The organism is Rhizobium sp. BT04 (assembly GCF_030053135.1).
In the GTDB taxonomy this organism is placed as follows: Bacteria; Pseudomonadota; Alphaproteobacteria; order Rhizobiales; family Rhizobiaceae; genus Rhizobium; species Rhizobium binxianense.
This window is the reverse complement of sequence record NZ_CP125652.1, coordinates 760502-784055: the sequence shown is the minus strand read 5'-3', so window position 1 is coordinate 784055 and position 23554 is coordinate 760502. Positions and strand designations below refer to the sequence as shown.

General features: G+C 61.2%; 26 protein-coding genes, 1 tRNA gene, 1 pseudogene and 2 riboswitches. Of the genes and pseudogenes, 13 read left to right on the top strand and 15 right to left on the bottom strand.

What is annotated here, in order from left to right:
• Positions 1-8: 8 nt before the first annotated feature.
• Positions 9-1145 (bottom strand): glycine cleavage system aminomethyltransferase GcvT, encoded by a 1137-nt coding sequence (gene gcvT / locus QMO82_RS12410; protein WP_183607227.1) that lies wholly within the window; start codon positions 1143-1145, stop codon positions 9-11.
• Between the two features lie 77 nt (positions 1146-1222).
• A riboswitch (glycine riboswitch) is annotated at positions 1223-1304 on the bottom strand.
• A 3-nt stretch (positions 1305-1307) separates the two neighbouring features.
• Positions 1308-1396: riboswitch (glycine riboswitch) on the bottom strand.
• 157 nt (positions 1397-1553) lie between these two features.
• Here gcvT and QMO82_RS12405 point away from each other — a divergent pair.
• Entirely contained in the window at positions 1554-1934 is a 381-nt protein-coding gene (locus QMO82_RS12405; RefSeq protein ID WP_183607228.1) for a hypothetical protein, read from the top strand.
• 73 nt (positions 1935-2007) lie between these two features.
• Complete coding sequence (locus tag QMO82_RS12400; RefSeq protein ID WP_183607229.1) at positions 2008-3027, top strand: copper chaperone PCu(A)C; 1020 nt, start codon at positions 2008-2010, stop codon at positions 3025-3027.
• Between the two features lie 73 nt (positions 3028-3100).
• Here the strand turns inward: QMO82_RS12400 and QMO82_RS12395 are convergent, their stop codons facing one another.
• A complete protein-coding gene (locus QMO82_RS12395) occupies positions 3101-3367 on the bottom strand; it encodes a hypothetical protein (RefSeq protein WP_183607230.1) in 267 nt (88 codons plus the stop codon).
• A gap of 121 nt (positions 3368-3488) precedes the next feature.
• Between QMO82_RS12395 and crcB the strand changes: the two genes are divergently transcribed.
• The 7 genes from crcB (at position 3489) to QMO82_RS12360 (ending at position 9130) form a co-directional block, all read left to right on the top strand.
• Positions 3489-3866 (top strand): fluoride efflux transporter CrcB, encoded by a 378-nt coding sequence (gene crcB / locus QMO82_RS12390; protein WP_183607231.1) that lies wholly within the window; start codon positions 3489-3491, stop codon positions 3864-3866.
• Between the two features lie 94 nt (positions 3867-3960).
• A complete protein-coding gene (locus QMO82_RS12385; protein WP_183607232.1) occupies positions 3961-4953 on the top strand; it encodes an RluA family pseudouridine synthase in 993 nt (330 codons plus the stop codon).
• The gene (locus tag QMO82_RS12380; RefSeq protein ID WP_183607233.1) at positions 4950-5603 is read left to right on the top strand and encodes an HAD-IA family hydrolase; all 654 of its coding nucleotides are present in this window, start codon (positions 4950-4952) and stop codon (positions 5601-5603) included. The genes QMO82_RS12385 and QMO82_RS12380 overlap by 4 nt, the downstream gene beginning before the upstream one ends.
• A gap of 9 nt (positions 5604-5612) precedes the next feature.
• Complete coding sequence (locus QMO82_RS12375; RefSeq protein ID WP_183607234.1) at positions 5613-6398, top strand: ATP12 family chaperone protein; 786 nt, start codon at positions 5613-5615, stop codon at positions 6396-6398.
• A gap of 67 nt (positions 6399-6465) precedes the next feature.
• Positions 6466-6924 (top strand): hypothetical protein, encoded by a 459-nt coding sequence (locus tag QMO82_RS12370; RefSeq protein ID WP_183607235.1) that lies wholly within the window; start codon positions 6466-6468, stop codon positions 6922-6924.
• A gap of 141 nt (positions 6925-7065) precedes the next feature.
• Complete coding sequence (locus QMO82_RS12365; protein WP_183607236.1) at positions 7066-8598, top strand: acyl-CoA carboxylase subunit beta; 1533 nt, start codon at positions 7066-7068, stop codon at positions 8596-8598.
• A 139-nt stretch (positions 8599-8737) separates the two neighbouring features.
• Positions 8738-9130: a DoxX family protein gene (locus QMO82_RS12360; RefSeq protein ID WP_183607237.1), complete on the top strand. Its 393-nt coding sequence runs from the start codon at positions 8738-8740 to the stop codon at positions 9128-9130.
• A 42-nt stretch (positions 9131-9172) separates the two neighbouring features.
• On the opposite strand, the gene sugE is transcribed toward QMO82_RS12360, so the two are convergent.
• The 8 genes from sugE to QMO82_RS12320 all read right to left on the bottom strand — a co-directional run bounded on the left by sugE (position 9173) and on the right by QMO82_RS12320 (position 15878).
• Positions 9173-9487, bottom strand: coding sequence for a quaternary ammonium compound efflux SMR transporter SugE (sugE, locus tag QMO82_RS12355; RefSeq protein WP_097619638.1), 315 nt, complete (start codon positions 9485-9487; stop codon positions 9173-9175).
• Positions 9488-9666: 179 nt separating this feature from the next.
• On the bottom strand, positions 9667-10134 hold the full coding sequence (locus QMO82_RS12350; protein ID WP_183607238.1) for a YaiI/YqxD family protein: 468 nt from the start codon (positions 10132-10134) through the stop codon (positions 9667-9669).
• 10 nt (positions 10135-10144) lie between these two features.
• Complete coding sequence (locus tag QMO82_RS12345; protein ID WP_183607239.1) at positions 10145-10618, bottom strand: GNAT family N-acetyltransferase; 474 nt, start codon at positions 10616-10618, stop codon at positions 10145-10147.
• Positions 10618-11745, bottom strand: a complete 1128-nt coding sequence (locus QMO82_RS12340; protein ID WP_183607240.1) for an S-(hydroxymethyl)glutathione dehydrogenase/class III alcohol dehydrogenase — start codon at positions 11743-11745, stop codon at positions 10618-10620. Before QMO82_RS12340 ends, QMO82_RS12345 begins: the two co-directional genes overlap by 1 nt.
• A 112-nt stretch (positions 11746-11857) precedes the next feature.
• Positions 11858-13867 carry an acetyl/propionyl/methylcrotonyl-CoA carboxylase subunit alpha gene (locus QMO82_RS12335; protein ID WP_183607241.1) on the bottom strand — a complete coding sequence of 670 codons (2010 nt, stop codon included), beginning with the start codon at positions 13865-13867 and terminating at the stop codon, positions 11858-11860.
• Positions 13868-13942: 75 nt separating this feature from the next.
• Positions 13943-14647, bottom strand: a complete 705-nt coding sequence (locus QMO82_RS12330) for a hypothetical protein (RefSeq protein ID WP_183607242.1) — start codon at positions 14645-14647, stop codon at positions 13943-13945.
• A gap of 97 nt (positions 14648-14744) precedes the next feature.
• Positions 14745-15695 carry a DMT family transporter gene (locus QMO82_RS12325; protein WP_183607243.1) on the bottom strand — a complete coding sequence of 317 codons (951 nt, stop codon included), beginning with the start codon at positions 15693-15695 and terminating at the stop codon, positions 14745-14747.
• A gap of 98 nt (positions 15696-15793) precedes the next feature.
• Positions 15794-15878 (bottom strand) — tRNA-Leu (locus tag QMO82_RS12320).
• 184 nt (positions 15879-16062) lie between these two features.
• Between QMO82_RS12320 and lipB the strand changes: the two genes are divergently transcribed.
• Together lipB and QMO82_RS12310 are read left to right on the top strand one after the other, a co-directional pair.
• Positions 16063-16782 carry a lipoyl(octanoyl) transferase LipB gene (lipB, locus tag QMO82_RS12315; protein WP_183607244.1) on the top strand — a complete coding sequence of 240 codons (720 nt, stop codon included), beginning with the start codon at positions 16063-16065 and terminating at the stop codon, positions 16780-16782.
• Between the two features lie 271 nt (positions 16783-17053).
• On the top strand, positions 17054-17698 hold the full coding sequence (locus QMO82_RS12310) for an isoprenylcysteine carboxylmethyltransferase family protein (protein WP_183607245.1): 645 nt from the start codon (positions 17054-17056) through the stop codon (positions 17696-17698).
• 61 nt (positions 17699-17759) lie between these two features.
• Here the strand turns inward: QMO82_RS12310 and QMO82_RS12305 are convergent, their stop codons facing one another.
• The 3 genes and pseudogenes from QMO82_RS12305 to QMO82_RS12295 form a co-directional block, all read right to left on the bottom strand.
• Positions 17760-18125, bottom strand: coding sequence for a hypothetical protein (locus tag QMO82_RS12305; protein ID WP_183607246.1), 366 nt, complete (start codon positions 18123-18125; stop codon positions 17760-17762).
• 329 nt (positions 18126-18454) lie between these two features.
• Positions 18455-18964 carry a BON domain-containing protein gene (locus QMO82_RS12300; protein ID WP_183607247.1) on the bottom strand — a complete coding sequence of 170 codons (510 nt, stop codon included), beginning with the start codon at positions 18962-18964 and terminating at the stop codon, positions 18455-18457.
• A 106-nt stretch (positions 18965-19070) separates the two neighbouring features.
• Positions 19071-19540, bottom strand: a pseudogene (locus QMO82_RS12295) (peptide deformylase).
• Between the two features lie 249 nt (positions 19541-19789).
• Between QMO82_RS12295 and mgtE the strand changes: the two are divergent.
• Positions 19790-21202, top strand: coding sequence for a magnesium transporter (mgtE, locus tag QMO82_RS12290; protein WP_183607248.1), 1413 nt, complete (start codon positions 19790-19792; stop codon positions 21200-21202).
• Positions 21203-21262: 60 nt separating this feature from the next.
• Positions 21263-21655, top strand: coding sequence for a MerR family DNA-binding transcriptional regulator (locus QMO82_RS12285; protein WP_085737334.1), 393 nt, complete (start codon positions 21263-21265; stop codon positions 21653-21655).
• Positions 21656-21750: 95 nt separating this feature from the next.
• Here the strand turns inward: QMO82_RS12285 and QMO82_RS12280 are convergent, their stop codons facing one another.
• Both QMO82_RS12280 and QMO82_RS12275 read right to left on the bottom strand, forming a co-directional pair.
• A complete protein-coding gene (locus tag QMO82_RS12280) occupies positions 21751-22740 on the bottom strand; it encodes a heparan-alpha-glucosaminide N-acetyltransferase (RefSeq protein WP_183607249.1) in 990 nt (329 codons plus the stop codon).
• Positions 22740-23504: a DUF599 domain-containing protein gene (locus QMO82_RS12275; protein WP_183607250.1), complete on the bottom strand. Its 765-nt coding sequence runs from the start codon at positions 23502-23504 to the stop codon at positions 22740-22742. The genes QMO82_RS12280 and QMO82_RS12275 overlap by 1 nt, the downstream gene beginning before the upstream one ends.
• Between the last annotated feature and the right edge of the window lie 50 nt (positions 23505-23554).

Sequence of the window (23554 nt, the reverse complement as noted above, 5' to 3'; positions counted from 1 at the left end):
GGAAAGATTTAGCGTTTGTAGGTCGGGGTAACGAAGGGCAGGGCGCTGACGGTGATCGGCAGATATTTGCCGCGCACCTCGGCGTAGACGAGGGTGCCGGCCGCAGCATGGGAGACCGGCACGTAGCCCATGGCGACGGGGCCTTCGACGCTCGGGCCGAAGCCGCCCGAGGTGACTTCGCCGATCTCGACCTTGCCCTCGGCATCGGCATAGAGCTTGGCATGGCCGCGCACCGGCGCTTTGCCCTCCGGCTTCAGGCCGACGCGGCGGCGGGCGGCGCCGTTTTCGAGTTCGGAAAGGATGCGGCCGGAGCCGGGGAAGCCGCCGGCGCGTGCACCACCGCCGCGCCTTGCCTTCTGCATCGCCCATTCCAGCGCCGCCTCGACCGGCGAGGTGGTGGTGTCGATATCATTGCCGTAGAGGCAGAGACCGGCTTCGAGGCGCAGCGAATCGCGGGCGCCGAGGCCGATCGCCTGAACATCGGGATGCTCGAGCAACCGCATGGTGACATCAACAGCCTTGTCCGATGGAACCGAGATTTCGAAGCCGTCCTCGCCGCTATAGCCGGAGCGCGAGACAAGACAAGAAACGTCGTGCAGGCGGCAGTGGCGCACATCCATGAATTTCATTGCCGCGACGTCGGCCCAGAGTTCGGCGAGCACCTCGACGGCACGCGGTCCCTGCAGCGCGATCAAAGCGCGGTTCAAGAGGGTAATGTCGCATTGGTCGCCGATATGGGCCTGCAGATGGGCGAGATCGGCTTCCTTGCAGGACGCGTTGACGACGACGAAAAGATGATTGTCGAGATGGGAGATCATCAGGTCGTCGAGAATGCAGCCGCTGTCGTCGGTGAAGAAGCCGTAGCGCTGGCGGCCTTCGGCAAGGCCTAATATGTCGACGGGCACCAGGCTTTCGAGCGCGAGGGCTGCATCCTCGTAGCTGCCCGACTTCGCCTTCACGATGACCTGGCCCATATGGGAGACATCGAACAGGCCGGCCTCGGTGCGGGTATGAAGATGTTCCTTCATCACGCCGGCGGGATATTGCACCGGCATGTCGTAACCCGCGAACGGCACCATGCGGGCGCCGAGCTGGAGATGCAGGCCATGCAGCGGGGTTTTCTTCGGGGCAGCAGTATCGTCCAAAAGACGCCTCCGGGGTTTGCGCCTTCTTCAGGAAGGCGCGGGCTCAAATCTGAAGGCGCGGCTGCGCACTTCTCTCCTGAGCCCCCTCTGTCCTTGATGCCTGAGATTGTTATCCCTTCGGCGAGCGTTTCGTAAACGCTTCTCTCCAGAGTTCCGTCTGCCCCTTGCTGGTCCTTTTGCCTGAGAGTTTCCGGGGCGGTTGCTCCTTCGGCACCGGTGGCGAAAGCACCGGATTCTCCCAACAAGGTTGGCGCAATTATCCGGCGGTTGCGGCAGTTGGCAAGCGCCAAATGTCGTCACCGAGCAAATTTTTGTCGTCTTATTCCAATCAGGCCTTAAACTGCGGCAAATCTGCTTTTGCATTCCTTGGGGAAACCGGCTATCGCGGCTGCTGTTGAAGGGGATCTCATGCGGCGGACCGAATTGAAAGCGACGCTCTTTCTGCGCATGCTTTGCGCATTGAGCCTGGCTTTGCTCGGTCTTGCCCACCAGGCGCCGCTGGCCGTTGCTTCCGAAGGCTACGATGCCGCCGCCTATCTGCTGCCGGACGGCAGCTTCGCCTCGCTCTGCGTCACGGTGAAGGACACAGACGGCAAGACCGTCGCTTTCAAGCCGAATTGCGAAGCCTGCCGACTGTCGGCCTCGGTTATTCTGCCGACGCCGGATGCGGGCTCCTGGCTCGAACGCAAGCTCGGCTCGCTCATCAATTCGCCGATCGAAACCTCAGCCGTTGCCGACGCAAGTGCGGTCATCCGGCCGAATTCCCGTGCGCCTCCTGTCCTCGCCTGATCTGCCTCCGTAACCCATGACGCAGCATGCCGGTCCGCCCGAGAGAAGTCCGCGGCCGGCGAGGAGATATCCGATGAAGACTATGAAGACATTTGGCAAGACATTCGGGCTTGCCGTCCTTATTTCCGCGACCGCCTTTGCCGGCGCCGAGGCACATGTGACCTTCCTCGACAAGCAGGCGACGCAGGACAGCACCATTCTCGCCACATTGCAGCTGCCGCATGGCTGCGACGGCAAGGCGACCACCGAGGTGCGGGTCAAGCTGCCGGAAGGTTTCGTCTTCGCCAAGCCGCAGCCGAAGGCCGGCTGGGAGCTCGAGGTGATCAAGGGCGATTACCTGAGGACCTATGATAATCACGGCGACAAGGTGAAGACAGGTGCGGTCGAGATCCGCTGGAAGAACGGCAATCTCTCCGACGATTTTTACGACACCTTCGTCATCCAGGGGAAAGTTTCGGGTGTTGAGGCCGGCACTTTGCTCGCCTTTCCGGTGACGCAGATGTGCGGCGATACCGTCCAAGCCTGGGATCAGCTGGCGAAGGAGGGCGGCGACGCGCATGGCCTGAAAAGCCCGGCGCCGCTCTTGAAGGTCGTCGCCGGCGAAGGCCATGGCCACGATCATGACGACATGGCCGGGATGGACATGACCGGTAAAACCGGCATGGACATGACCGGCATGGCGGGCGGTGCCGCTCCGGCCGGTGAAACGGTCAAGGCCGGCGATCTCGAAATCTCCGGCGGTTTCGCCAAGGCGATGCTGCCCGGCCAGCCGGTCGGCGGCGGCTTCTTCACGGTGAAGAACAATGGTCAGACGGACGATAGGCTGGTGTCGGTGACCTCGCCCGCATCAGGCGAGGTTCAGATCCACGCGATGGAGACCAAGGACAATGTCATGCGGATGCGCCAGCTGAAGGACGGCATCGCGATTGCCGCCGGCGAGACGGTCAAGCTCGAGCCCGGCAACCTGCATCTGATGTTCCAGAAGGTGAAGACGCCGTTCAAGCAGGGCGATACGGTTCCGGTGACGCTGACCTTCGAAAAGTCCGGTAAGGTCGATCTGGTGCTGCAGGTGTTGTCGGCCCAGGGCAAGTAGGGCAGCGGCTGTTGAGACAGAGAAGCCCGCGACTGTGATTTCAGTCGCGGGCTTTTTGTGTGGACGGCGGTGGTCAGAAATCTTCGTAGGATCGCAGCGCCTGCTTCAGGCCGGCCTGCGGCTGGCGGTTGCCCTTGGCCATCAGGTCGAGCGCCACCTCCGTCGACTGGATGATGCTGGAGGGCTCATCGGCTTGATCGGGGTTTTCGGCCTTCAATTGCCGGTCGGCAATGCGCCGTGCATCACGCGCAACGGTGCTCGTTGCCACACGCTGAGGGATTCTCAGCGATTCGAAGGCAATGGCAGCGGTGTTGGCCGATACGGACAGGAGCTGGGTCATGCCGTCACCGTATCGGCATGATCTTGGCGCCATCATAACAAAATCATCGGCATTTTACCGGATGGTAAGAATTCATTCCGTCACGATTGGAATCTCCGCGGAGTTGCGATAAATCCGGCTGATGATCCAGGCTCTTCTCGTCGCTGTCGGCGGCGCTATCGGTTCCGTTCTCAGATATTATGTCGGCCAGTGGTCGCTGCGGCTCTTCGGCCCGGCCTTTCCCTGGGGCACGCTCGCCGTCAATGTCGTCGGCTGCTTCGTCATCGGCGTCTTCGCCGAGCTGATCGCGCGGAAATTCAATGCCTCGGCGGAACTGCGCCTGTTGCTGATCACCGGCTTGCTCGGTGGCTTCACCACTTTTTCGGCCTTCTCGCTGGATGCGATCTCGCTGTTCGAACGCGGCGAGGCTGTCGCCGGCGGCATTTATATCGCTGCGAGCGTCGGACTTTCGATGGCGGCCGTCATCGCAGGCCTCGCTATCATGCGCGCGTTGGCCTGATTTCTTTTCCGGTTTCCGTTTTGCGTGAAAATGCTCTAAAGGCTGCGGCAAGAACGCCGGCTAGGCCCGCGCTGCAATTTCCGAAAGATTTTTTATGGCTGGCATAGAACATATCAAGGTTGAACCCGACGAAGCCGGCATGCGGCTCGATCGCTGGTTCAAGGTGCATTTTCCCGGGCTCGGTTTCGGTCCGCTGCAGAAGCTGTTGCGCTCCGGCCAGGTGCGTGTCGACGGCGGACGGGTCAAATCGGATGCGCGCGTGCAGCCCGGCCAAACGGTGCGGGTGCCGCCGCTGGATGTCGATGCCAAGGTCAAATCCGGACCGATCGCCGGTAGAGATCTCAAGCATTCGTCCGATTTCGAACTGTTGTCGCGCATGGTGCTGCATGAGGACGATAAGGTCATCGTGCTCAACAAGCCGCCCGGTATTGCGGTGCAGGGCGGCTCCGGTGTCGCCCGGCATATCGACCAGATGCTCGAAGCCTGGACCAGCCCGAAGGGCGAAAAGCCGCGGCTCGTGCATCGCCTCGACCGCGACACCTCAGGTGTTCTCGTCATCGCCCGCACCCGCGGCGCCGCACAGAAGCTGACGGCGGCCTTTCGCGAGCGCGACACCAAGAAGACCTACTGGGCGCTGGTCAAGGGCGTGCCGCGCAAGCACGAGGACAAGATCTCGACCTGGCTCGTCAAGGAACCGACTGCCGATGGCGACCGGATGCGCATCGCCAAACACGGCGAGGACGGCGCCGACCATGCGATTTCGTTCTACCGCGTGCTGGAGACGGCGGCACAGAACCTCGCATGGCTGGAGATGGAGCCCTATACCGGCCGCACCCACCAATTGCGCGTCCATGCCCTGCATATTGGCCATCCGATCATCGGTGACCCGAAATATTTCGACGATGATCCGAATTGGGATTTTCCGGGCGGCGTCCAGAAGAAGCTGCATCTGCACGCGCGCCACATCGACATCCCGCACCCCTCCGGCGGGCGGCTGCGCGTCAGTGCGCCGCTGCCGGCCCATATGGTGCAGACCTGGAATCTGCTCGGCCTCGACCTTGCCGGCGCTGAAAGGGACAGCGAATGAAACTCGCGCTTTTCGATTGCGACGGCACGCTGGTCGATAGCGCCGGCCTGATCCACGAAACCATGCGTAGGACCTTCGAGAAATTCGGCAAGCCGGAACCGCGATTTGAGGACACCAAGTCCATTATCGGCCTGTCCCTCGATATCGCGATCGCCCGCATGCAGGGCAAGCCGCATGTCGAGCCGGAAGATATCGATATGACGGCGCATTACAAATCGCTGTTCTCGGTCGTGCGCAGGGATCTCGACTACAGGGAGCCGCTGTTTCCCGGCATTCGCGAGATGATCGACGCAATCAGCGGGCGCGAGGATCTGCTGATCGGCGCAGTGACAGGCAAATCCAGGCGCGGGCTGAACCTCGTGATGGAGACGCACGGCTTCGACCCATATTTCATCGTTGCGCGCACCGCAGACGATTGCCCTTCCAAGCCGCATCCGGCCATGGTGACGGAATGCTGTGACGAAACCGGCATCAATGCCACTGATGCCATTGTCATCGGCGATGCGATTTACGATATGCAGATGGCAAAGGCTGCCGGCGCCAAGGCGATCGGCGTTGCCTGGGGCTATGCCAGCGTGGATGAGCTGATCGCCAACGGCGCCGATGCGATCGCTTACCATCCCAACGAGATATTGCGTCATTTTTCCTGAGGTGAACCCATGCGCGATCTGCTGAACGACCTTTCCGAAGGCCTGAGTCATCCCGATCCCATCCGCCGCGCGCAGATCCAGATGAAGAAGCCGCTGCCGAAGCGTTTCTATAACGACGTCTCGGTTGCCGAGCACGAGGACGGTTTTGCGATCACGCTCGACGGCAAGATGGTGCGCACGCCGGCTCGGCAGGTTCTGGCGGTTCCCACGGAGGCGCTGGCTCGGCTTGTCGCCGCCGAATGGCAGGCGCAGGGCGAAGAGATCAATCCCGTGACGATGCCGGTGACGCGGCTCGTCAACACGGCACTCGACGGCGTGACCGCCAATGCGCAGGCGATCTTCGAGGATATCCTGCGCTTTTCCTCCAGCGATCTCATCTGCTACCGCGCCGATGGGCCGGAACCGCTGGTCGAGCGCCAGGCCGGGCGTTGGGATCCAGTGGTCGACTGGGCGGCCAACGATCTCGGCGCCCGCTTCATCCTCATCGAAGGCGTGATGCCGCAAGAGCAGCCGCGCGAAGCGACTGCCGCCTTCGCCGTCACGCTCGCCAGATTTGATAGCCCGATGGCGCTTGCCGCACTCCACACGGTTACCACGCTCACAGGTTCGGCGATCCTGGCGCTCGCCTTTGCCTGCGGCCGGGTGCCGAGGGAGGAGGTCTGGTCGCTTGCTCATCTCGACGAGGACTGGACGATCGAGCATTGGGGCAGCGACGAGGAAGCCGAGGAGCGCCGCGCCAAGCGCTTTGCCGAGTTCAAGGCGGCGACGGAGGTTTTTTTCGCCCTAAGCGCCTGAAACATATTGCCTTCTCGGACATTATGACGAAATCTGCGACTCCAACGGGGTGGTGCGGGATTTTGCAATGAATTGGCTGAGGTCGTGTTTTTGCCGGGCCGCACTCTTTTGTGTCGCGCTCACGGCCTGCGCCAGCCTCTCGGCCACGAAGCCGGAGGCCCCGATGTACGACGTGCGCAGCGCCGTCGTTGTCTCCGGCCCGAACATGCCGGCCGAGCTGCTTGCCGGCATCAACGACCGCGTCAACGCTGCGATCAACGTCACCGTGCGCGATACTGTGCTGCCGCGGGTGGTGCTGACGATCCGCGTGGTGTCCATCGAGAAAGGCCTCGGCTTTCAGAAGGACCGCAATGTCGCGAAGATCAGCATCGACGCCGCCTCCGTCGAGGACGGCTCGGTCATCGCCGTCAGCGCCTTCGACGTGACCAGCATCGCCGCCGACCCCAAGCTTGCCGACGAGATCTTGGCCGAGGACGTCGCAGCAAGGATCCGCTCGGTTTTCTCACTCAGCGGGCGCGGGCGATAGAGCGATTCAGCTTTTAACGGAAGCGCAGAACCGCTCTATCCTGTTGTTTTTACGCAATTCCGGGAAAACCGCTTCGCACTTGTCCCGGAATTGCTCTAGCATTTACTGCCGGATTGCCGCCTGCTGCGGTGAGGAGATCGTATGAAGGAAATTCTCGAAGAACTGGAACGGCGCCGCGACGTAGCCCGCCTCGGCGGCGGTGAAGCACGCATCGACGCCCAGCACAAGCGCGGCAAGCTGACGGCACGTGAGCGCATCGACCTCTTCCTCGACGAAGGCTCCTTCGAGGAGTTCGACATGTTCGTCGAACATCGCTCCACCGATTTCGGGATGGACAAGAGCCGTATTGCCGGGGACGGGGTCGTCACCGGGTGGGGCACCGTCAACGGCCGCACGGTGTTCGTCTTTGCCAAGGACTTCACCGTCTTCGGCGGCTCGCTGTCGGAAGCGCATGCCGAGAAGATCATGAAGGTGCAGGACATGGCGCTGAAGAATCGCGCGCCTGTTATCGGTATCTATGATGCCGGCGGCGCCCGCATCCAGGAGGGTGTGGCGGCGCTCGGCGGTTACGCCGAGGTATTCCAGCGCAATGTGCTTGCCTCCGGCGTCATTCCGCAGATCTCGGTGATCATGGGTCCCTGCGCCGGCGGCGACGTCTATTCGCCGGCCATGACCGATTTCATCTTCATGGTGCGCGACACCTCCTACATGTTCGTCACCGGCCCCGACGTGGTGAAAACCGTGACCAACGAGACGGTGACGGCAGAGGAACTCGGCGGTGCCGTGGTCCACACGGTGCGCTCGTCGATTGCCGACGGTGCCTACGAGAATGATGTCGAAACCTTGCTGCAGGTGCGCCGGCTGATCGATTTCCTGCCGCTTTCGAATACCGCGCCGCTGCCCGAGATCGAGTGTTATCAGTCGGTGACAGATGTCGATATGTCGCTCGATACGCTGGTGCCGGCCAGCGCCAACAAGCCATACGACATCAAGGAGTTGATCCGGAAGGTGGCGGACGAGGGGGATTTCTTCGAGATCCAGCAAAGTTTTGCCGGAAATATCGTCTGCGGCTTCGGCCGCGTCGAAGGCTCGACCGTCGGTTTTGTCGCCAACCAGCCGATGGTGCTGGCCGGGGTGCTCGACAGCGACGCGTCGCGCAAGGCGGCGCGCTTCGTGCGCTTCTGCGACTGCTTCAACATTCCGATCGTCACCTTCGTCGACGTCCCCGGCTTCCTGCCGGGCACGGCGCAGGAATATGGCGGCCTGATCAAGCATGGCGCCAAGCTGCTCTTTGCCTATGCCGAGGCGACGGTGCCGAAACTCACCGTCATCACCCGCAAGGCCTTCGGCGGCGCCTATGACGTGATGGCGTCGAAACATCTGCGCGGCGACCTCAACTATGCCTGGCCGACAGCGCAGATCGCCGTGATGGGCGCCAAGGGTGCGGTCGAGATCATCTTCCGCAAGGATATTGCCGATCCGGAAAAGATCGCCGCGCATACGAAAATGTACGAGGACCGGTTCCTTTCACCCTTCGTCGCCGCCGAGCGCGGTTATGTCGACGAGGTGATCATGCCGCATTCGACCCGCCGGCGGCTGGCCCGCGGATTGAAGATGCTGCGCAATAAGGATCTCGCCAATCCCTGGAAGAAACACGACAACATCCCGCTCTGACATTTGCGGGCGAATAAAACCGCCAGCTCACGTGTTTACCTGCTGTCGAAAAAGTGAACGGCTGTCAGCAATCCGTGTGTTCAATCCGTGTCGATGACAGGCTAACGCTCGGCCGTATTGTTTTAAATGGAGAGGTTTAATGTCAAGTTTCGAGCGTCTTTCTGCCTATCGCCCCTATGGGCTGGCCGCTCTCAGAATCATCACCGCGCTGCTCTTTATCGAACACGGCACGATGAAGCTGTTCGCTTTCCCGGCTGCGCAGATGGCCGGCCCGCTGCCGCCGCTGATACTGTTTGCCGCCCTTCTCGAGCTTATTGGCGGCATCCTCATTCTCGTTGGCCTGCTGACGCGCCCTGTCGCCTTCCTGCTCGCCGGCGAAATGGCCGTCGCCTATTTCATGGCGCATGCCCCGAACAGCTTCTTCCCGGCCGTCAACCAGGGCGACGCCGCGATCCTGTTCTGCTTCGTCTTCCTCTACCTGTTCTTCTCCGGTCCCGGCGCTTTTGCCGTCGATAACCGCAAGTCAGCCTGAACGATAAACTGAGGGGCGTCGGCGACGCCCCTCAGCCTCATATCAGGCGGTGAGCTTGAGACCGGCGATACCGCCGACGATCAGCATGATGCAGGCAAGGCGGGAGACACTTGCCTCATCGCCCAGCAGCCAGATGCCGAGGAGCACGGTGCCCACCGTGCCGATGCCGGTCCAGACCGCGTAGGCAGTGCCGATCGGCAGATGCTTCACCGCGAGGCCGAGCAGCACGATGCTGACCACCATGGATATGACAGTCAGCGTCGTCGGCAGCGGTCGCGTGAAACCCTCGGTGTATTTAAGGCCGATCGCCCAACCGCATTCGAAAAGACCGGCGAGAAAAAGCAGAAACCAGGCCATGCGACTCTCCTTGTTCAAGAGCGAGGCCGTCCCCGCGACGGTTGCATCCTTGGGATGCCGCAGTCGTCTGCGATAGCGCCTATATGCGCGAGGCGACGGCTGACTTCAAGGTAGGAATCGGCACGGCCGCCATACCACCCGTTTCTTGCGCACCGGTTTTGCAGGTTCAAGGTACGGGATCAGCCTTGCCCGCCGGCTTCCGCGGCAAGGTTCTTGGTGCGGCGGCAGAGGCGGTCGAAGGTTTCGAGGAAGCGTGAGCGGTCTTTCGGGCTGAAGGCGGCGTTGTAGCCCTTGCTCTCGCCGGTTTCGCGCAAATGCGCGCCGAGATCGCGCATGGCGCTCGCCATACCGATATTCGTCTCGTCGAAGACGCGTCCCGTGGGGCCGCTGACGAAGGCGCCGGTCGCGACGCAGCGCACGGCGAGCGGTACATCGGCGGTGACGACGACATCGCCGGCGCCGGCGCGCTCGGCGATCCAGTTGTCGGCGGCGTCGAAAGCGTTGGATACGATGACGTTGTGGATCATCGGATCGCGCGAGGGGCGCAGGCCGGAATTGGCGACGAAGGTGACTTCGAGGCCGTGGCGTTCGGCAACCTTCAAGATTTCCGGCTTCACCGGGCAAGCGTCGGCGTCGACATAGATCATGGCGAAATCCTCATGCCGGCTGAATGGCCGGCTGTCTGATCATATCGATATGGGGAATGCCGTCTTCCAGATATTCCTGCGATATCCCGACAAAGCCGAAGGATTCGTAGAAACGGCGCAGATGGGCTTGCGCCGACAAGGCGATCGGACTTGCCGGATAAAGCCGCTCACAGGCGGTGATCGCTTCGCGCATCAATGCATCGCCCAGCCGCTTGCCGCGGTGGGCAGGCGAGACGACGACGCGGCCGATCTTTGACGGATCCCGCGGCTCATACGGTTTCAGGATTCGCGCTGCGCCCAGGAGCTCAGCGCCCTCCAGCAGCCGCAAATGCAGAGCATCGATATCCTTGCCGTCGAGTTCCGGATACGGGCAGTTCTGCTCGACGACAAAAACATCGACGCGCATTCTCATCAGGTCGTAGAGCTCCCGCGCGGGGAGCTCGTCGAGCCTCCTGAGATCGACCCTGTAGTTGGCTGCAGCCATCAGTAGACCACCACGCCGCGGATGCTCTTGCCCTTGTGCATCAGCTCGAAGCCCTTGTTGATGTCCTCGAGCGGCATGGTGTGGGTGATCATCGGGTCGATCTGGATCTTGCCCTGCATGTACCAGTCGACGATCTTCGGAACGTCGGTGCGGCCGCGGGCGCCACCGAAGGCCGTGCCCATCCAGTTGCGGCCGGTGACCAGCTGGAACGGGCGGGTGGAGATCTCCTGGCCGGCGCCGGCAACACCGATGATGATGGATTTGCCCCAGCCGCGATGGCTGGCCTCCAGCGCCTGGCGCATCACCTTGGTGTTGCCGGTGCAGTCGAAGGTGTAGTCGGCGCCGCCGATCAGGTCGCCGTTGCGCTTGGTCAGGTTGACGAGATAGGGCACGATGTCGTCGCCGACCTCCTTCGGATTGACGAAATGGGTCATGCCGAACTTTTCGCCCCAGGCCTTGCGGTCATTGTTGATGTCGACGCCGATGATCATGTCGGCACCGGCAAGGCGCAGCCCCTGCAGCACGTTGAGGCCGATGCCGCCGAGACCGAAGACGATCGCCGTCGAACCGATCTCGACCTTGGCGGTGTTGATGACCGCGCCGATGCCTGTGGTGACGCCGCAGCCGATGTAGCAGATCTTGTCGAAGGGGGCGTCCGGATTGACCTTGGCAAGGGCGATCTCCGGCAGCACGGTGAAGTTCGAAAAGGTCGAGCAGCCCATATAATGGTGGATCTTGTCCTTGCCGATCGAGAAGCGGCTCGTACCATCCGGCATCAGCCCCTGGCCCTGGGTCGCGCGAATCGAGGTGCAGAGGTTGGTCTTGCGGGAAAGGCAGGAATAGCATTCGCGGCATTCCGGCGTGTAAAGCGGAATGACGTGGTCGCCCTTCTTCACCGAGGTGACGCCGGGGCCGACATCGACGACGATGCCGGCGCCCTCATGGCCGAGGATGGCCGGAAACAGGCCTTCCGGATCGGCGCCCGACAGGGTGAAATCGTCGGTGTGGCAGATGCCCGTCGCCTTGACCTCGACCAGCACTTCGCCGGCCTTCGGTCCCTCCAGCTGCACAGTCATCACCTCAAGCGGTTTGCCTGCCTGAACGGCAACGGCGGCGCGAACGTCCATCTTCCTGTCTCCCTGCTGATTTTATCGGTTCCCAGCTGATTTATCGGGCTGAGCTTGGCATGGTCGGCGAACTCGGCTCAAGTGAAAACGGCCGGCCGCCGGTCTTTTCCTCTCAGGCGAATTCCATGATCACGGCGTCGACGGCCAGGCTTTCGCCGGCCGCGGCGTTGATCTTCGAAACGACGAGATCGCGGTCGGCGCGCAAGACGTTTTCCATCTTCATCGCCTCGACGATCGCCAGCGTCTCGCCGGCCTTGACCTCCTGGCCCTCGGCAACCGCGATAGCGACGACGAGGCCGGGCATCGGGCAGAGTAGGAGCTTGGAGGTATCCGGCGGCAGCTTCACCGGCATCAGCCTGTCGAGTTCGGCATGACGCGGCGAAAACACCTTGGCGATGACAGAGAGCCCCTGCCAGTCGATACGCAACCCGTTCAGAACGGGGCGAATCTGTGCGGTGATATCGCGACCGCCGACCTTGCCGCTCCAGACAGGTTCGCCAGGTCTCCAATCGGTGACAATATTCTGGCTCTCGCCCTCTATCGACATGTCCATATCGAAGGGGATGGTGACAAGGCCGTCGAGCAACCTTGCAGCGACGTGGTTGTCGCCAATCTTGACCACCCAGTCCTCGCGCAGCGCGCCCGATGCGGCGCGCAGACGATCGGCGAAACGTTCGCGGCGGTTCGCCTCGATCAGCGATGCGGAGAGGGCGATGGCGGCAAGCACGGCCTCCTCCGCCTGCTCCGGTTTCATCGGCGCAAAACCATCGGGATATTCCTCGGCGATGAAGCCTGTGGAAAGCCGGCCCTCGCGCCAGCGCGGATGTTTCATCAACGCCGACAGGAAGGGAACATTGTGTTCGATGCCGTCAACGACGAAGCCGTCGAGCGCCTTGCCCATGGCCTCGATCGCCTCCAGCCGCGTCGGCGCCCAGGTGCAGAGCTTGGCGATCATCGGATCGTAATACATCGAGATCTCGGCGCCCTCGAAGACGCCGGTATCGTTGCGGATGACGACATTGCCGGTCCGGCCTTCGGCCGGCGGGCGGTAGCGCGTCAGGCGGCCGATCGAGGGCAGGAAGTTGCGGTAGGGATCTTCGGCATAAAGCCGACTCTCGATCGCCCAGCCGTCGAGCCTGATGTCCTTCTGAGCAAAGGGAAGGGGCTCTCCCGCTGCCACCCGGATCATCTGCTCGACGAGATCGAGACCGGTGACGAGTTCGGTCACGGGATGTTCGACCTGCAGGCGGGTATTCATTTCGAGGAAATAGAAATTGCGGTCGCGGTCGACGATGAATTCGACGGTGCCGGCGCTCTGGTAGTCGACGGCTTTCGCCAGCGCCACCGATTGTTCGCCCATCGCTTTGCGGGTGGATTCATCGAGGAAGGGCGAGGGCGCCTCTTCCGCCACCTTCTGGTTCCGCCGCTGGATCGAGCATTCGCGCTCGCCGAGATAGACGACATTGCCATGCGCATCGGCCAGCACCTGGATCTCGATATGGCGCGGCTCGACAACGTATTTCTCGATGAAGACGCGTTCGTCGCCGAACGAGCTTTTCGCCTCCGAGCGGGCGCGCTCGAAGCCGTCGCGCACCTCGGCCTCGTTCCAGGCAATGCGCATACCCTTGCCGCCGCCGCCGGCCGATGCCTTGATCATGACGGGATAACCGATGCCACCTGCGATCGCTTCCGCATTGGCGGCATCCTCGATGATGCCGAGATGGCCGGGCACGGTGGAGACGCCGGCGGCATTGGCGAATTTCTTCGATTCGATTTTGTCGCCCATTGCCATGATGGCCTTCGGCTTGGGGCCGATGAAGACGATGCCCTGCTTTTCCAGTTCAGCGCAGAAGGCGGCGCGTTCAGACAGGAAGCCGTAGCCGGGATGAACCGACTCCGCACCCGTCGCCTTGCAGGCGGCGATGATCTTTTCGGCCACCAGATAACTCTCCGACGCCGCGGCCGGGCCGATATGCACGGCCTCGTCGGCCATCTCGACATGCAGCGCGTCCCGATCCGCATCCGAATAGACCGCAACGGTTCGAATGCCCATGCGGCGCGCAGTCTTGATCACGCGGCAGGCGATTTCGCCGCGATTCGCGATCAGGATTTTCTTGAACATCGAGACTCCACCCAGAAATGCGTTCCGGAGTTTTACGCACAAAACACCGGAACGCACAATCAGGCTTGAGGAGCATCAGGCGACAGCGGCTTCGCAGACAGGTTCCTCGTCGACGATTCGCAGCCAGCGGCTGCGCCGCGGCTCGGCATAGTCACGCAGCTCGACGGCGGCCATGATCCCCGCCCAGTGGGGATGATTGGCGCCGGGCAGGGTTGCCTGCTCGATCTGCTGGAGCACGCCGTATTCGGCCGAGGAAACGGGAATGATGCCGCTTTCGGCGACGCTTCTGAAGATTCGCATCGCGAAATCGACGTCCTGGCGGGTAATGCCCCGGCGATCGACGGCACGCGACAGCTTGTAGCCACCGATATTGTCGGTGATCGCCAGACGGAGCTGATCGAGGGCGAGCGCTCTCAATTCACCCGGGACGTCGGCCGAAATCTCCATGACGTGGAGAATGAGCTCGAGTTCCAGCGCCGAGTTGACGACACCGTCGGTCGTGAACATGCGCATGATCCAGGCGACGTTGATTTCATCAAGGGAGCCCTGCGGATAGGTGTAATGAACGATGAAACCGGCGAGCTGCTCTACGAAGAAAGCGTTCCAGGCGGCACATTTTTCAGGGCAGGAATTATTCAGCGCCAACATCGCCACGACATCGTCGGACGTCCGGATGCCTTCCGGAAAAGCATGTTTACGCAATAGCAATATATCTTCGGCCGTCAGCCGATGCTTGCCGGCCACCACACAGGCCGGAAAAGCGAGACGAAATTCGCTCATGTTTTAGCTCCAGGCTTCATCATGAAGCCGGAGACAGTTTTATCGCCTGCGAATTGACGATCCCTCAAGAAGAGGAGTTAATCCGATATTCCCGGGGTCAGGAAGATTTTAACGATTGCGCCTGCAGCCGCTCCCGCCAGATGATGAAGAGCCCTGAAGCAACGATGATGAAGATGCCGATCCATTTGGAAAAGCTCGGGAAATCGTTGAAAAGCGCATAGCCGAGAACGGTCGCCGAGATGATCTCGAAGTACTGGAACGGCGCAAGCAGCGACAGCGGCGCAAGCCGGAAAGCCCGGACCACGAGCATATGTGCATATCCCGAGATCGAGCCGAGGGCGAGAAGCAGGACAAGGCCGAGGCCGGAGGAGGGTAGGGAGACGGCAAAATCGGCATTGCCGGAACTGCTGCCGACGAGAAGGGCGGCCGCCATGAAGACCGTTCCGCCGATGCCGGCCATCGTCTGCATGGTCAGCGGCGAATCGGCCTCGCCGATGGCGCGGTTGAGGAAGAGATAGAGTGAGAACAGGAAGGCGCAGGCGACCGGCAGCAGCGCCTTCAGGCCGAAGATTTCATAGCTCGGTTGAATGACGATCATCGCGCCGCCGAAACCGACGACGATCGCCGTCCAGCGCCGCCAGCCGACCTTGTCACCGAGAAACAGCGCCGACAGGGCGGTCAGCATGAAGGGCTCGACGAAATAGATGGCGAAGACATCGGCGAGCGGCATGTATTTGACGGCGACGAAGAAGAGCAGGCTTGCAGCACCATGCAGCACACCGCGCAGCAGATTCATCCATGGCCGTTTGGCCGAGAGCGCCTTCAGCCCGAAAAGGGCGAAAAGAATCGGCAGGGTGCAGGCAATCTGGAAGAAGAATCGGTAGAAGGTCACCTGACCCGGCGACATCGCCTCGAAGGTCGCCATGTATTTGGCGATCGCATCCATGGTCGGCAGGATGAGCATGGCGCCCGACATGATGGCCATGCCCTGCAGGGAATTTTGATGGGGCTCTGACATGGCTGCCGATTCTTGCGGGGATGACGCCATCAACCATGAGATGGCTTGGCGATCAAGCCGAGCAACCGCAAATAACTTCGAGGGTGAAATCGAAATCGTCGCTTAGAAAGCGTTTCCCTGAAGGGAAATGGTGCGGTCGAGAAGACTCGAACTTCCACGGGTTGCCCCACAGCGACCTCAACGCTGCGCGTCTACCAATTCCGCCACGACCGCATCGTGGTAGGTGCCGATTTGCGTCGGCGGGGCAGCATGTAGCAAAAGCATTTGGGGTGCACAAGGGCGGTATGACAGTTTTTTTAAAAACCGGTCATCGCATTTGAATTGCTCCCGGAACGGGTCCATATAGCTGTCCTGCCGCCCTCCAATTTCGCAGGCATTTCGGGGAGAGCGGCAAGGAATGGCCATGCTTCGCACCGATCTCGAATTCTCCATGCTTCCCCAACCCGGCACTCGGCCGGTACGCTGGCGCATCGCCGATGGCCTCGTTGCCTATGAGGAGGCCGTGGAGACGATGGAGCGCGAGGTGGCGATGATATCGGATGGCGGAGACGAGCTCGTCTGGCTCGTCGAACATCCGCCGCTCTATACTGCCGGCACCAGCGCCAATGCCGGCGACCTCGTCCAGCCAGACCGTTTTCCGGTCTTTGCGACGGGGCGCGGCGGTGAATATACCTATCATGGACCCGGCCAGCGCGTCGCCTATGTGATGCTCGACCTGAAGCGCAGACGCCAGGACGTGCGCGCCTTCGTCGCTGCCCTTGAAGATGTCGTCATCCGCACGCTCGACATGATGAATGTGCGCGGCGAGCGGCGTGAAGACCGCGTCGGCGTCTGGGTGCGCCGTCCGGAAAAGCCGTTGCTTGCCGATGGGACGATGGCCGAGGACAAGATCGCCGCCCTCGGCATAAGATTGCGGAAATGGGTTACCTTCCACGGACTGTCGCTCAACGTCGATCCGGATCTCGACCATTTCAGCGGCATCGTGCCCTGCGGGATATCGGCCTATGGCGTGACCAGCCTCGTCGATCTCGGCTTGCCTGTGATGATGGCTGATGTCGATATCCGGCTGCGCACCGCCTTCGAGGCGGTTTTCGGCGAAACGACCGGCGAAACCTGATTGTTCAGGACGGCGACCTGTCTCCGGCAATCTGCATCTGAAGAAATGGCCGGCTTCGGCCTTGCAGGAGCCAATGCGTCGCGGCGGAATGGGCAGGCGCACGGCGTTGATATCGCTTGCAGAAACCCGTTGGCCTGTCACTGCTGCCGCATTCTGCCGTGAGGATCGGCCAGCAAGAACCGCCGCCCCGTCAGCACACGCCTTAACCGATAATTAGCGATTGCGCAGATATAGGTTATCACAATCTTATGATGCGGAAGACTTGCGAACAATGAAAAAAAAGACAACGGCAAGCTGGTCGTTCTTCGATGTGTATTTCGTTCTCGATATCATCGAAAAAGTCGTCATCGGTTATTTCTTTGTCGCGATCGTCTTGCGTATTCTGCCGCAGATGCAGGACAATCGAGCGATCATCGACTTCCTGCTGATCGTTTCGGAAGGAGCCGCCGCCTTCCTCATCCTGACGCGCCGGCCGACGAAAAATGCGTCGCTTCGTGTGTTTGACTGGATGGTCACCGCCATCGGCACGCTCTTCCCGCTGCTTGTCGTCCCCTCCGCGACACAACCGCTTGCACCGCTCGCACTCTGCGGGACAGTGATGGCGCTCGGTTTTGTGTTGCAGATATCGGCAAAGCTGTCATTGCGGCGAAGCTTCGGCCTTGTGCCGGCCAATCGCGGGATCAAGATCGGCGGGCCCTACAAATTTGTCCGCCATCCGATGTATGCGGGTTATCTGATGACACATATCGGCTTCTTCCTGGCGCATCCGAGCCTTTGGAATTTTGCCATCTATGCGACGGCGCTGACCGCACAATGTTTCCGCCTCCTGGCGGAGGAGCGTCTGCTCAGCCAAGATCCTGCTTACCAGGCTTTCATGGGCAGAACCCGTTACCGCCTCGTTCCATTTCTCTTCTGAAGCGGCGAACAAGTAATTGAAAAAGAGAAGGGCCGATTTCCGGCCCTTCTCTTATGTCGGATCAATGCGTTGCCCGGCATGCTTCGGTGCGGGAGGCGCCGCTGTCGGCACCCTTGGTGTGGGAGCCCTTCGGGCCAATCATGCTGTGGCACGGAGGCAGGGGGGCGATACTCGCCGTGGCGGTCTTGTCGACGGCAGGAGCTGCCATGGCGCTCGGGGCGAAGCCGTCGCTGTCATTGGTGTAGTCGCTGGAATAGGCCGGGGCCTTGCGGTTGCTGTAGTGGACCGGGGCCGGCTTCGACACCGGGCTCGGGGAGAAACCGTCGCTGTCGTTGGTATAGTCGTCGGAATAGGTCGGCTGGGCGAAGGCAGCGCCTGCAAGGCTGACGGCGAACAGCGACGCGGCAAGGGCAAATTTGATGCGCATGGGTCTATCTCCTCAATCTGTTGTTGAATTTCACAACATAAACTAACCCTCGGCACATCCAAGTTCGCGCCCCAATTCAGGCAATTTTGTGAACAAACGGCGGCGTGGCCGCGACCTTTTGTCCAAATGAAATCACAGTGTTGTCAACGAAATTGACGTTCACGTTACAGAAGCCGCCTAAGCAAAATGACAAAATATGGCGTCTGTAAAAGCATCTTGTGATGCAATCTGAAATTGTTAACTTTTGGTAATGTTGGCGGACGGAATTGACGGAGGTGGGCGAGAGGCATTGGGTGCCTCCCGCGGAATATCCGTATCTTGTGGGTGAATCAGTCCTCGTTCGGGATATGCGCGTCGACTCCGGTCAGCTGCAGTTTGTTGCGGACATGGCGCACGCCCTCGACCGAAAGCGCGCTGAGTTCGACCTTGCGGGCAATACCGATCGTCTCCACCGAACCTTCCAGGGTGACGACGTGGCCATCTGCGTGAACCTCGAGGCTGTCGATGTCGACCTCGGGGATGTTTTCGAGGTGATCGTTCACCCGTGCTTCGAGGTCGTCGCTTTCATCCCGGTCGATGCTATCGGGGCGCAGCGAATCCTTGAGGCGGTTCTCGTTGCCATCTTCATCCGTGCCGTCGATCCGGAAGCCCTTGTTGGGGTCGCTGTCGAAATTTGCCGCCGTCTCGCCATAGGGGCGGTTGGACGGGTCGGCGCCGACGCCGTCGGCATAGGGCCAGCCGTCGTCGAGATTTCGTTCCTCGAGGTCACGATAATCTTCCTCCCGGGAAAGCTCAGGCTTCTCCCGGGCAAACTTCGTCTTGTCACCGATCTCTACCATGGCGGTCGCTCCTCGTTTCTTTGCGGGTTCTTTGCTGGAAACGCCGTCCGCGGCGAATGGTTCGGTGTGCGGAGGGATTGTCAGCCGTGATAGTCCGCTCTGATTGTCAGTTCTGGGCCTTCTCCCATCGTTTCACGAGACGGTCGCATAGAAAATGCCGTCGAGCTGGTCGACCTCGTGCTGGATGCAGATGGCGTGGAAACCTTCGGCGGCTTCCTCGTGCACGATGCCCTCGGCATCCTGGTACCGGAAGCGAATTGCCCGCGGGCGTTTGACCTCGTCGGTGGCGCCGGGCATGGAGACGCTGCCTTCGGCGTGGTTCATCGTCTCCTGCGAGAACCAGGTGATCTCCGGGTTGACGTAGAGGCGCACGCCGTCGGTCTTGTCGAGCTCCAGCACCGTCACGCGGCTGAGGACGCCAATATGGGCGGCGGTGATGCCGACGCCGGGGGCGGCGCGCATCGTCGCCAGCAAGTCGTCAGCAAGCTCGGCGAGCGACGAATCGAAGGCCGTCACCGGCGCGCAGATGGTCTTCAGGGCAGGATGCGGATAGCGCAGAATCGGACGGATGGGCATGGGGCAGCTTTCTGCTTGAACGGGTTCTGCTTGGACGGGTGGCGAAACTATCGCCGGCCGCAGGCATTGTCATCAAGCGGCAGGTTTGCTGCTTTACGGCAAGGATGCTTTGGGCTAGCAGAAGCATGAATCCCATCGCGGGAGCCTCGCGCGGGATTTGCTTATCTGCTTGTTGACAATGTGTTTTCGCCGACACTGCGAGTGCGGCGCTGTAGTCGTTGAAATTCGAACCAGATGCGAGGGCGGCAGATGACGACGACCGACGGGGAAGACCGCATTCGCAGGCGCGATGACGAGGAAGCCGATATCTACGATGAGGACGGCAATGTCCGCAGCGATTTCCTGGCGCTTGTCGGCGCCGCGATCGCCGATCGCGATACGCTGTTCCTGCGCCAGAACGTTGCCCGCCTGCATGAATCCGAAATAGGCGACCTGCTGGAATCGATCCAGCCGGATCAGCGCTTGGCGCTGGTGCGGCTGCTCGGCGAAGATTTCGATATGACGGCGCTGACCGAGGTCGACGAGGCGATCCGCCGCGAGATCGTCGATCAGATGCCGAACGAGCAGATCGCCGCGGCGATCGGCGAGCTCGATTCGGACGACGCGGTCTACATTCTCGAAGACCTCGACCAGGAGGATCGGGAAGAAATCCTCGCTCAGCTGCCGTTCACCGAGCGGGTGCGACTGCGCCGGGCGCTCGATTATCCCGAAAGTTCGGCCGGGCGCCGCATGCAGACGGAATTCGTCGCCGTGCCGCCGTTCTGGACTGTGGGACAGACGATCGACTACATGCGCGACGAGGAGGATCTGCCCTATTCCTTCTCGCAGATATTCGTCATCGATCCGACCTTCAAGCTGCTCGGCGCCGTCGATCTCGACCAGATCCTGCGCACCAAGCGGCAGACGAAGATCGAGCAGATCATGCGCGAGACCAACCATCCGGTCCCGGCCGAGATGGACCAGGAGGAGGCGGCCCAGCTCTTCGAGCAGTACGACCTTCTCTCGGCCGCCGTCGTCGACGAGAACGGCCGGCTTGTGGGCGTGCTGACCATTGACGACGTCGTCGACGTCATCCACGAGGAAGCGGACGAGGACATCAAGCGCCTCGGCGGCGTCGGCGACGAAGAACTGTCCGACAATGTGCTCTCGACGGCGCGTTCACGTTTCCTCTGGCTTTTGATCAATCTGGGCACGGCGATGCTCTCGGCAAGCGTCATCGGCCTGTTCGACGCTTCGATCGAGAAGATGATCGCACTTGCCGTGCTGATGCCGATCGTCGCCTCGATGGGCGGCAATGCCGGCACGCAGACGATGACGGTGACGGTGCGCGCGCTCGCCACCCGCGACATCGACATCTACAATGCCGGCCGCATCATCCGCAGGGAGGCGGGCGTCGGCATCCTCAACGGTGTCGTCTTCGCGACGATCATGGGCTTGATCGCCGGCACGTGGTTCCACGACTACCAGCTCGGCGGGGTGATCGCGGCGGCGATGATCATCAATCTGGTGGCGGCAGCCCTTGCCGGCATCCTGCTGCCGCTGCTGCTCGACAAGGTGGGGGCCGACCCGGCGATCGCCTCCTCGGTGTTCGTTACGACGGTGACGGACTGTACCGGCTTCTTTGCCTTTCTCGGCATCGCCACATGGTGGTTCGGCATCTGACCGACGAAATTGACTATTACGTAAAAGTCAATATTATCACCGGTTCAAGACGGGGAAGGCATGCCGGTGAACAAATTTTATAGCATAACGGAGCTGACGCGCGAATTCGGTGTTTCCACGCGCACGCTGCGCTTCTACGAGGACGAGGGGCTGATCCATCCGGAGCGGCGGGGGCGGACCCGTCTCTTCCGCCAAGCCGACCGACGGCTCATCGGCGAAATTCTCCGCGGCCGGCGCATTGGCTTCACCATCGCGGAGATTCGCGAGATCATTCAGGTCTACAAGGAGCCGCCGGGTGAACTCGGCCAGCTGAAGCTGCTGATGAAGCGCGTCGACGAGAAGCGCGAGGACCTGCGCCAGAAGCGCAAGGATATCGACGACACGCTGACGGAACTCGACAATATCGAGGAGGCCTGCCTCGGCCGCCTCGCCGAAATCGGCGTCACCACCTGAGGCGAGAGCCTTTGTTTTTACGCAATTCCCGGCAAAAGCGCTTGGCGCTTTGCCTGGGAAAACCGCTTCACACTTTTCCTGGAATTGCTCTAGGCTTATTGCGCCTCGGCGCTGCATTCGGCGGCAATCGTCTGGACCCGCTCGTCCGTCTCTATATTGATGGCGCCCGCCTGCAACGGTGTGAACAGGGCTTGAGCCTGCAATTTCTCCAACGTGCACTGGCAGAAGCTGCGGCAGAGCGCTTCGCCTTGCTGCATGACGCAAGCGGAGTTGCATTGCCTTAGGTAAGTCGCGACCGGGTCCGGCGTTTGTGGCGGCACGACGAGGGAAAGTCCGTAGGCAATGCCGATCAACACCGGCTGGTGAATGAGGTAGAAGGCAAGGCTGTGGCGGCCGAGCCTAGCCGGCCACCAGGAACCGGTGCCGACAGCGGCAAGCCGATGCAGAAGCCTGGTTCTGATCGCGATCGAAGCGAAACTTAACCCGGCGAAAAACGGCGTTGCCCAGGGAAACAGCGGCACATAGTCGTTGGACCGTTCCGGCATCGCGGCAAGGCCGATCCAGGCCAGATATCTGGGATCGAAGAAGGATGACCGAAGCAGGCCGGGTGGGCCGAAATTATCGGTTATCCAGGCGGCAAAAAGTGCCAGCGTGGTGATGAGCGTGACGGCGAGCGGCAACCTCAAAAAAACGACGCCGATCAGCGTCAGCACCGCGATGCAATGCAGGATGCCGAAATAGATCCACTCGTTCGGCATCGCGATGCGCGTGGCGATCGAAATGACGGCGGCTGCCGCGGCAATCATGCCGAAACGCTTCCAGAAGGAGGGCCAGCGGATCTCGGGCGTGCTTGAGAGCACCAGGCTGATGCCGACGATGAACAGAAAGGTCGTGGCGATCGCCCGGGCATAGATCTTCAGCCAGCCGGTCTCGGCCGTGCCCGGCGCGAGATAGCCCATGAACTCCATATCCCAGCTGAAATGGTAGCTCGCCATGGCGATCAGCGCGAGACCGCGCGCCGTGTCCAATAGGCCGATGCGCGGCGGTCTTGCCGCCGCATCGGCTTGCATTGCCGGCAGTGTCATCAAAGTCCCTCGGGCAAATCACGTCCGTCGCTCGACGGCATGTCGCGGCCAATAGCAGAAAGGTGGAGATTTGATGGCGGGCCGGCGTCCATGATCGCCAGCCGCGCCTGCGAGAAGAATTGCCGCCGCGCCAGCACGAAGATGACGGTCGCCGTCGTCAGCATGAAGACATATGGATTGATGAACCAGCCGAGATAACCGATCGACAGGAAGATCGCCCTCAGCCCTTCGTTGAAATTGCTGCCGGCAATGACGTTCATGCGGATGACGCGTTCAGCGGCCCGTTCGGCGGCGATGACGTCGCGTTCGGTATCGCGCAGCATCGGAATCGAGCCGAACAGGATGGTGCAGTAGTTGAACAGCCGGTAGGACCAGCCGAACTTGAAGAAGGCATAACCGAAAAGCGCTGCCAGCCCGCCGACCTTCATCTCGAAGACGGCATGGCCGCTATGGAAGACGAAGGGCAGGTCGGCGAAGACCGCGTCGACCTTCTCGGTTGCCCCGAGCAGCGCGAAGCAACTGCCGATCGCGAAGATCGAGGTCGAAGCGAAGAAGGCGGTGCCGTTCTGCAGGCCTGCCATGATCTGCGTATCGATCATCTTCAGGTCGCGGCGCAGCGAATTGTAGATCCATTCCCGCCGCCGTTCGATCATCGCATGGGTGAGGCTGGTGCGTCCGAAGAAGGTGCGGCCATGCAGCAGCCAGGAATAGCCCATCCAGACACAGGCAAAGAAGGCCAGAGCGATATAGTCCGCCGTCGTCATCAGTGATTCAGTCTCCACGTGAAGTGCGGCCACCTTACATATGCATTGAA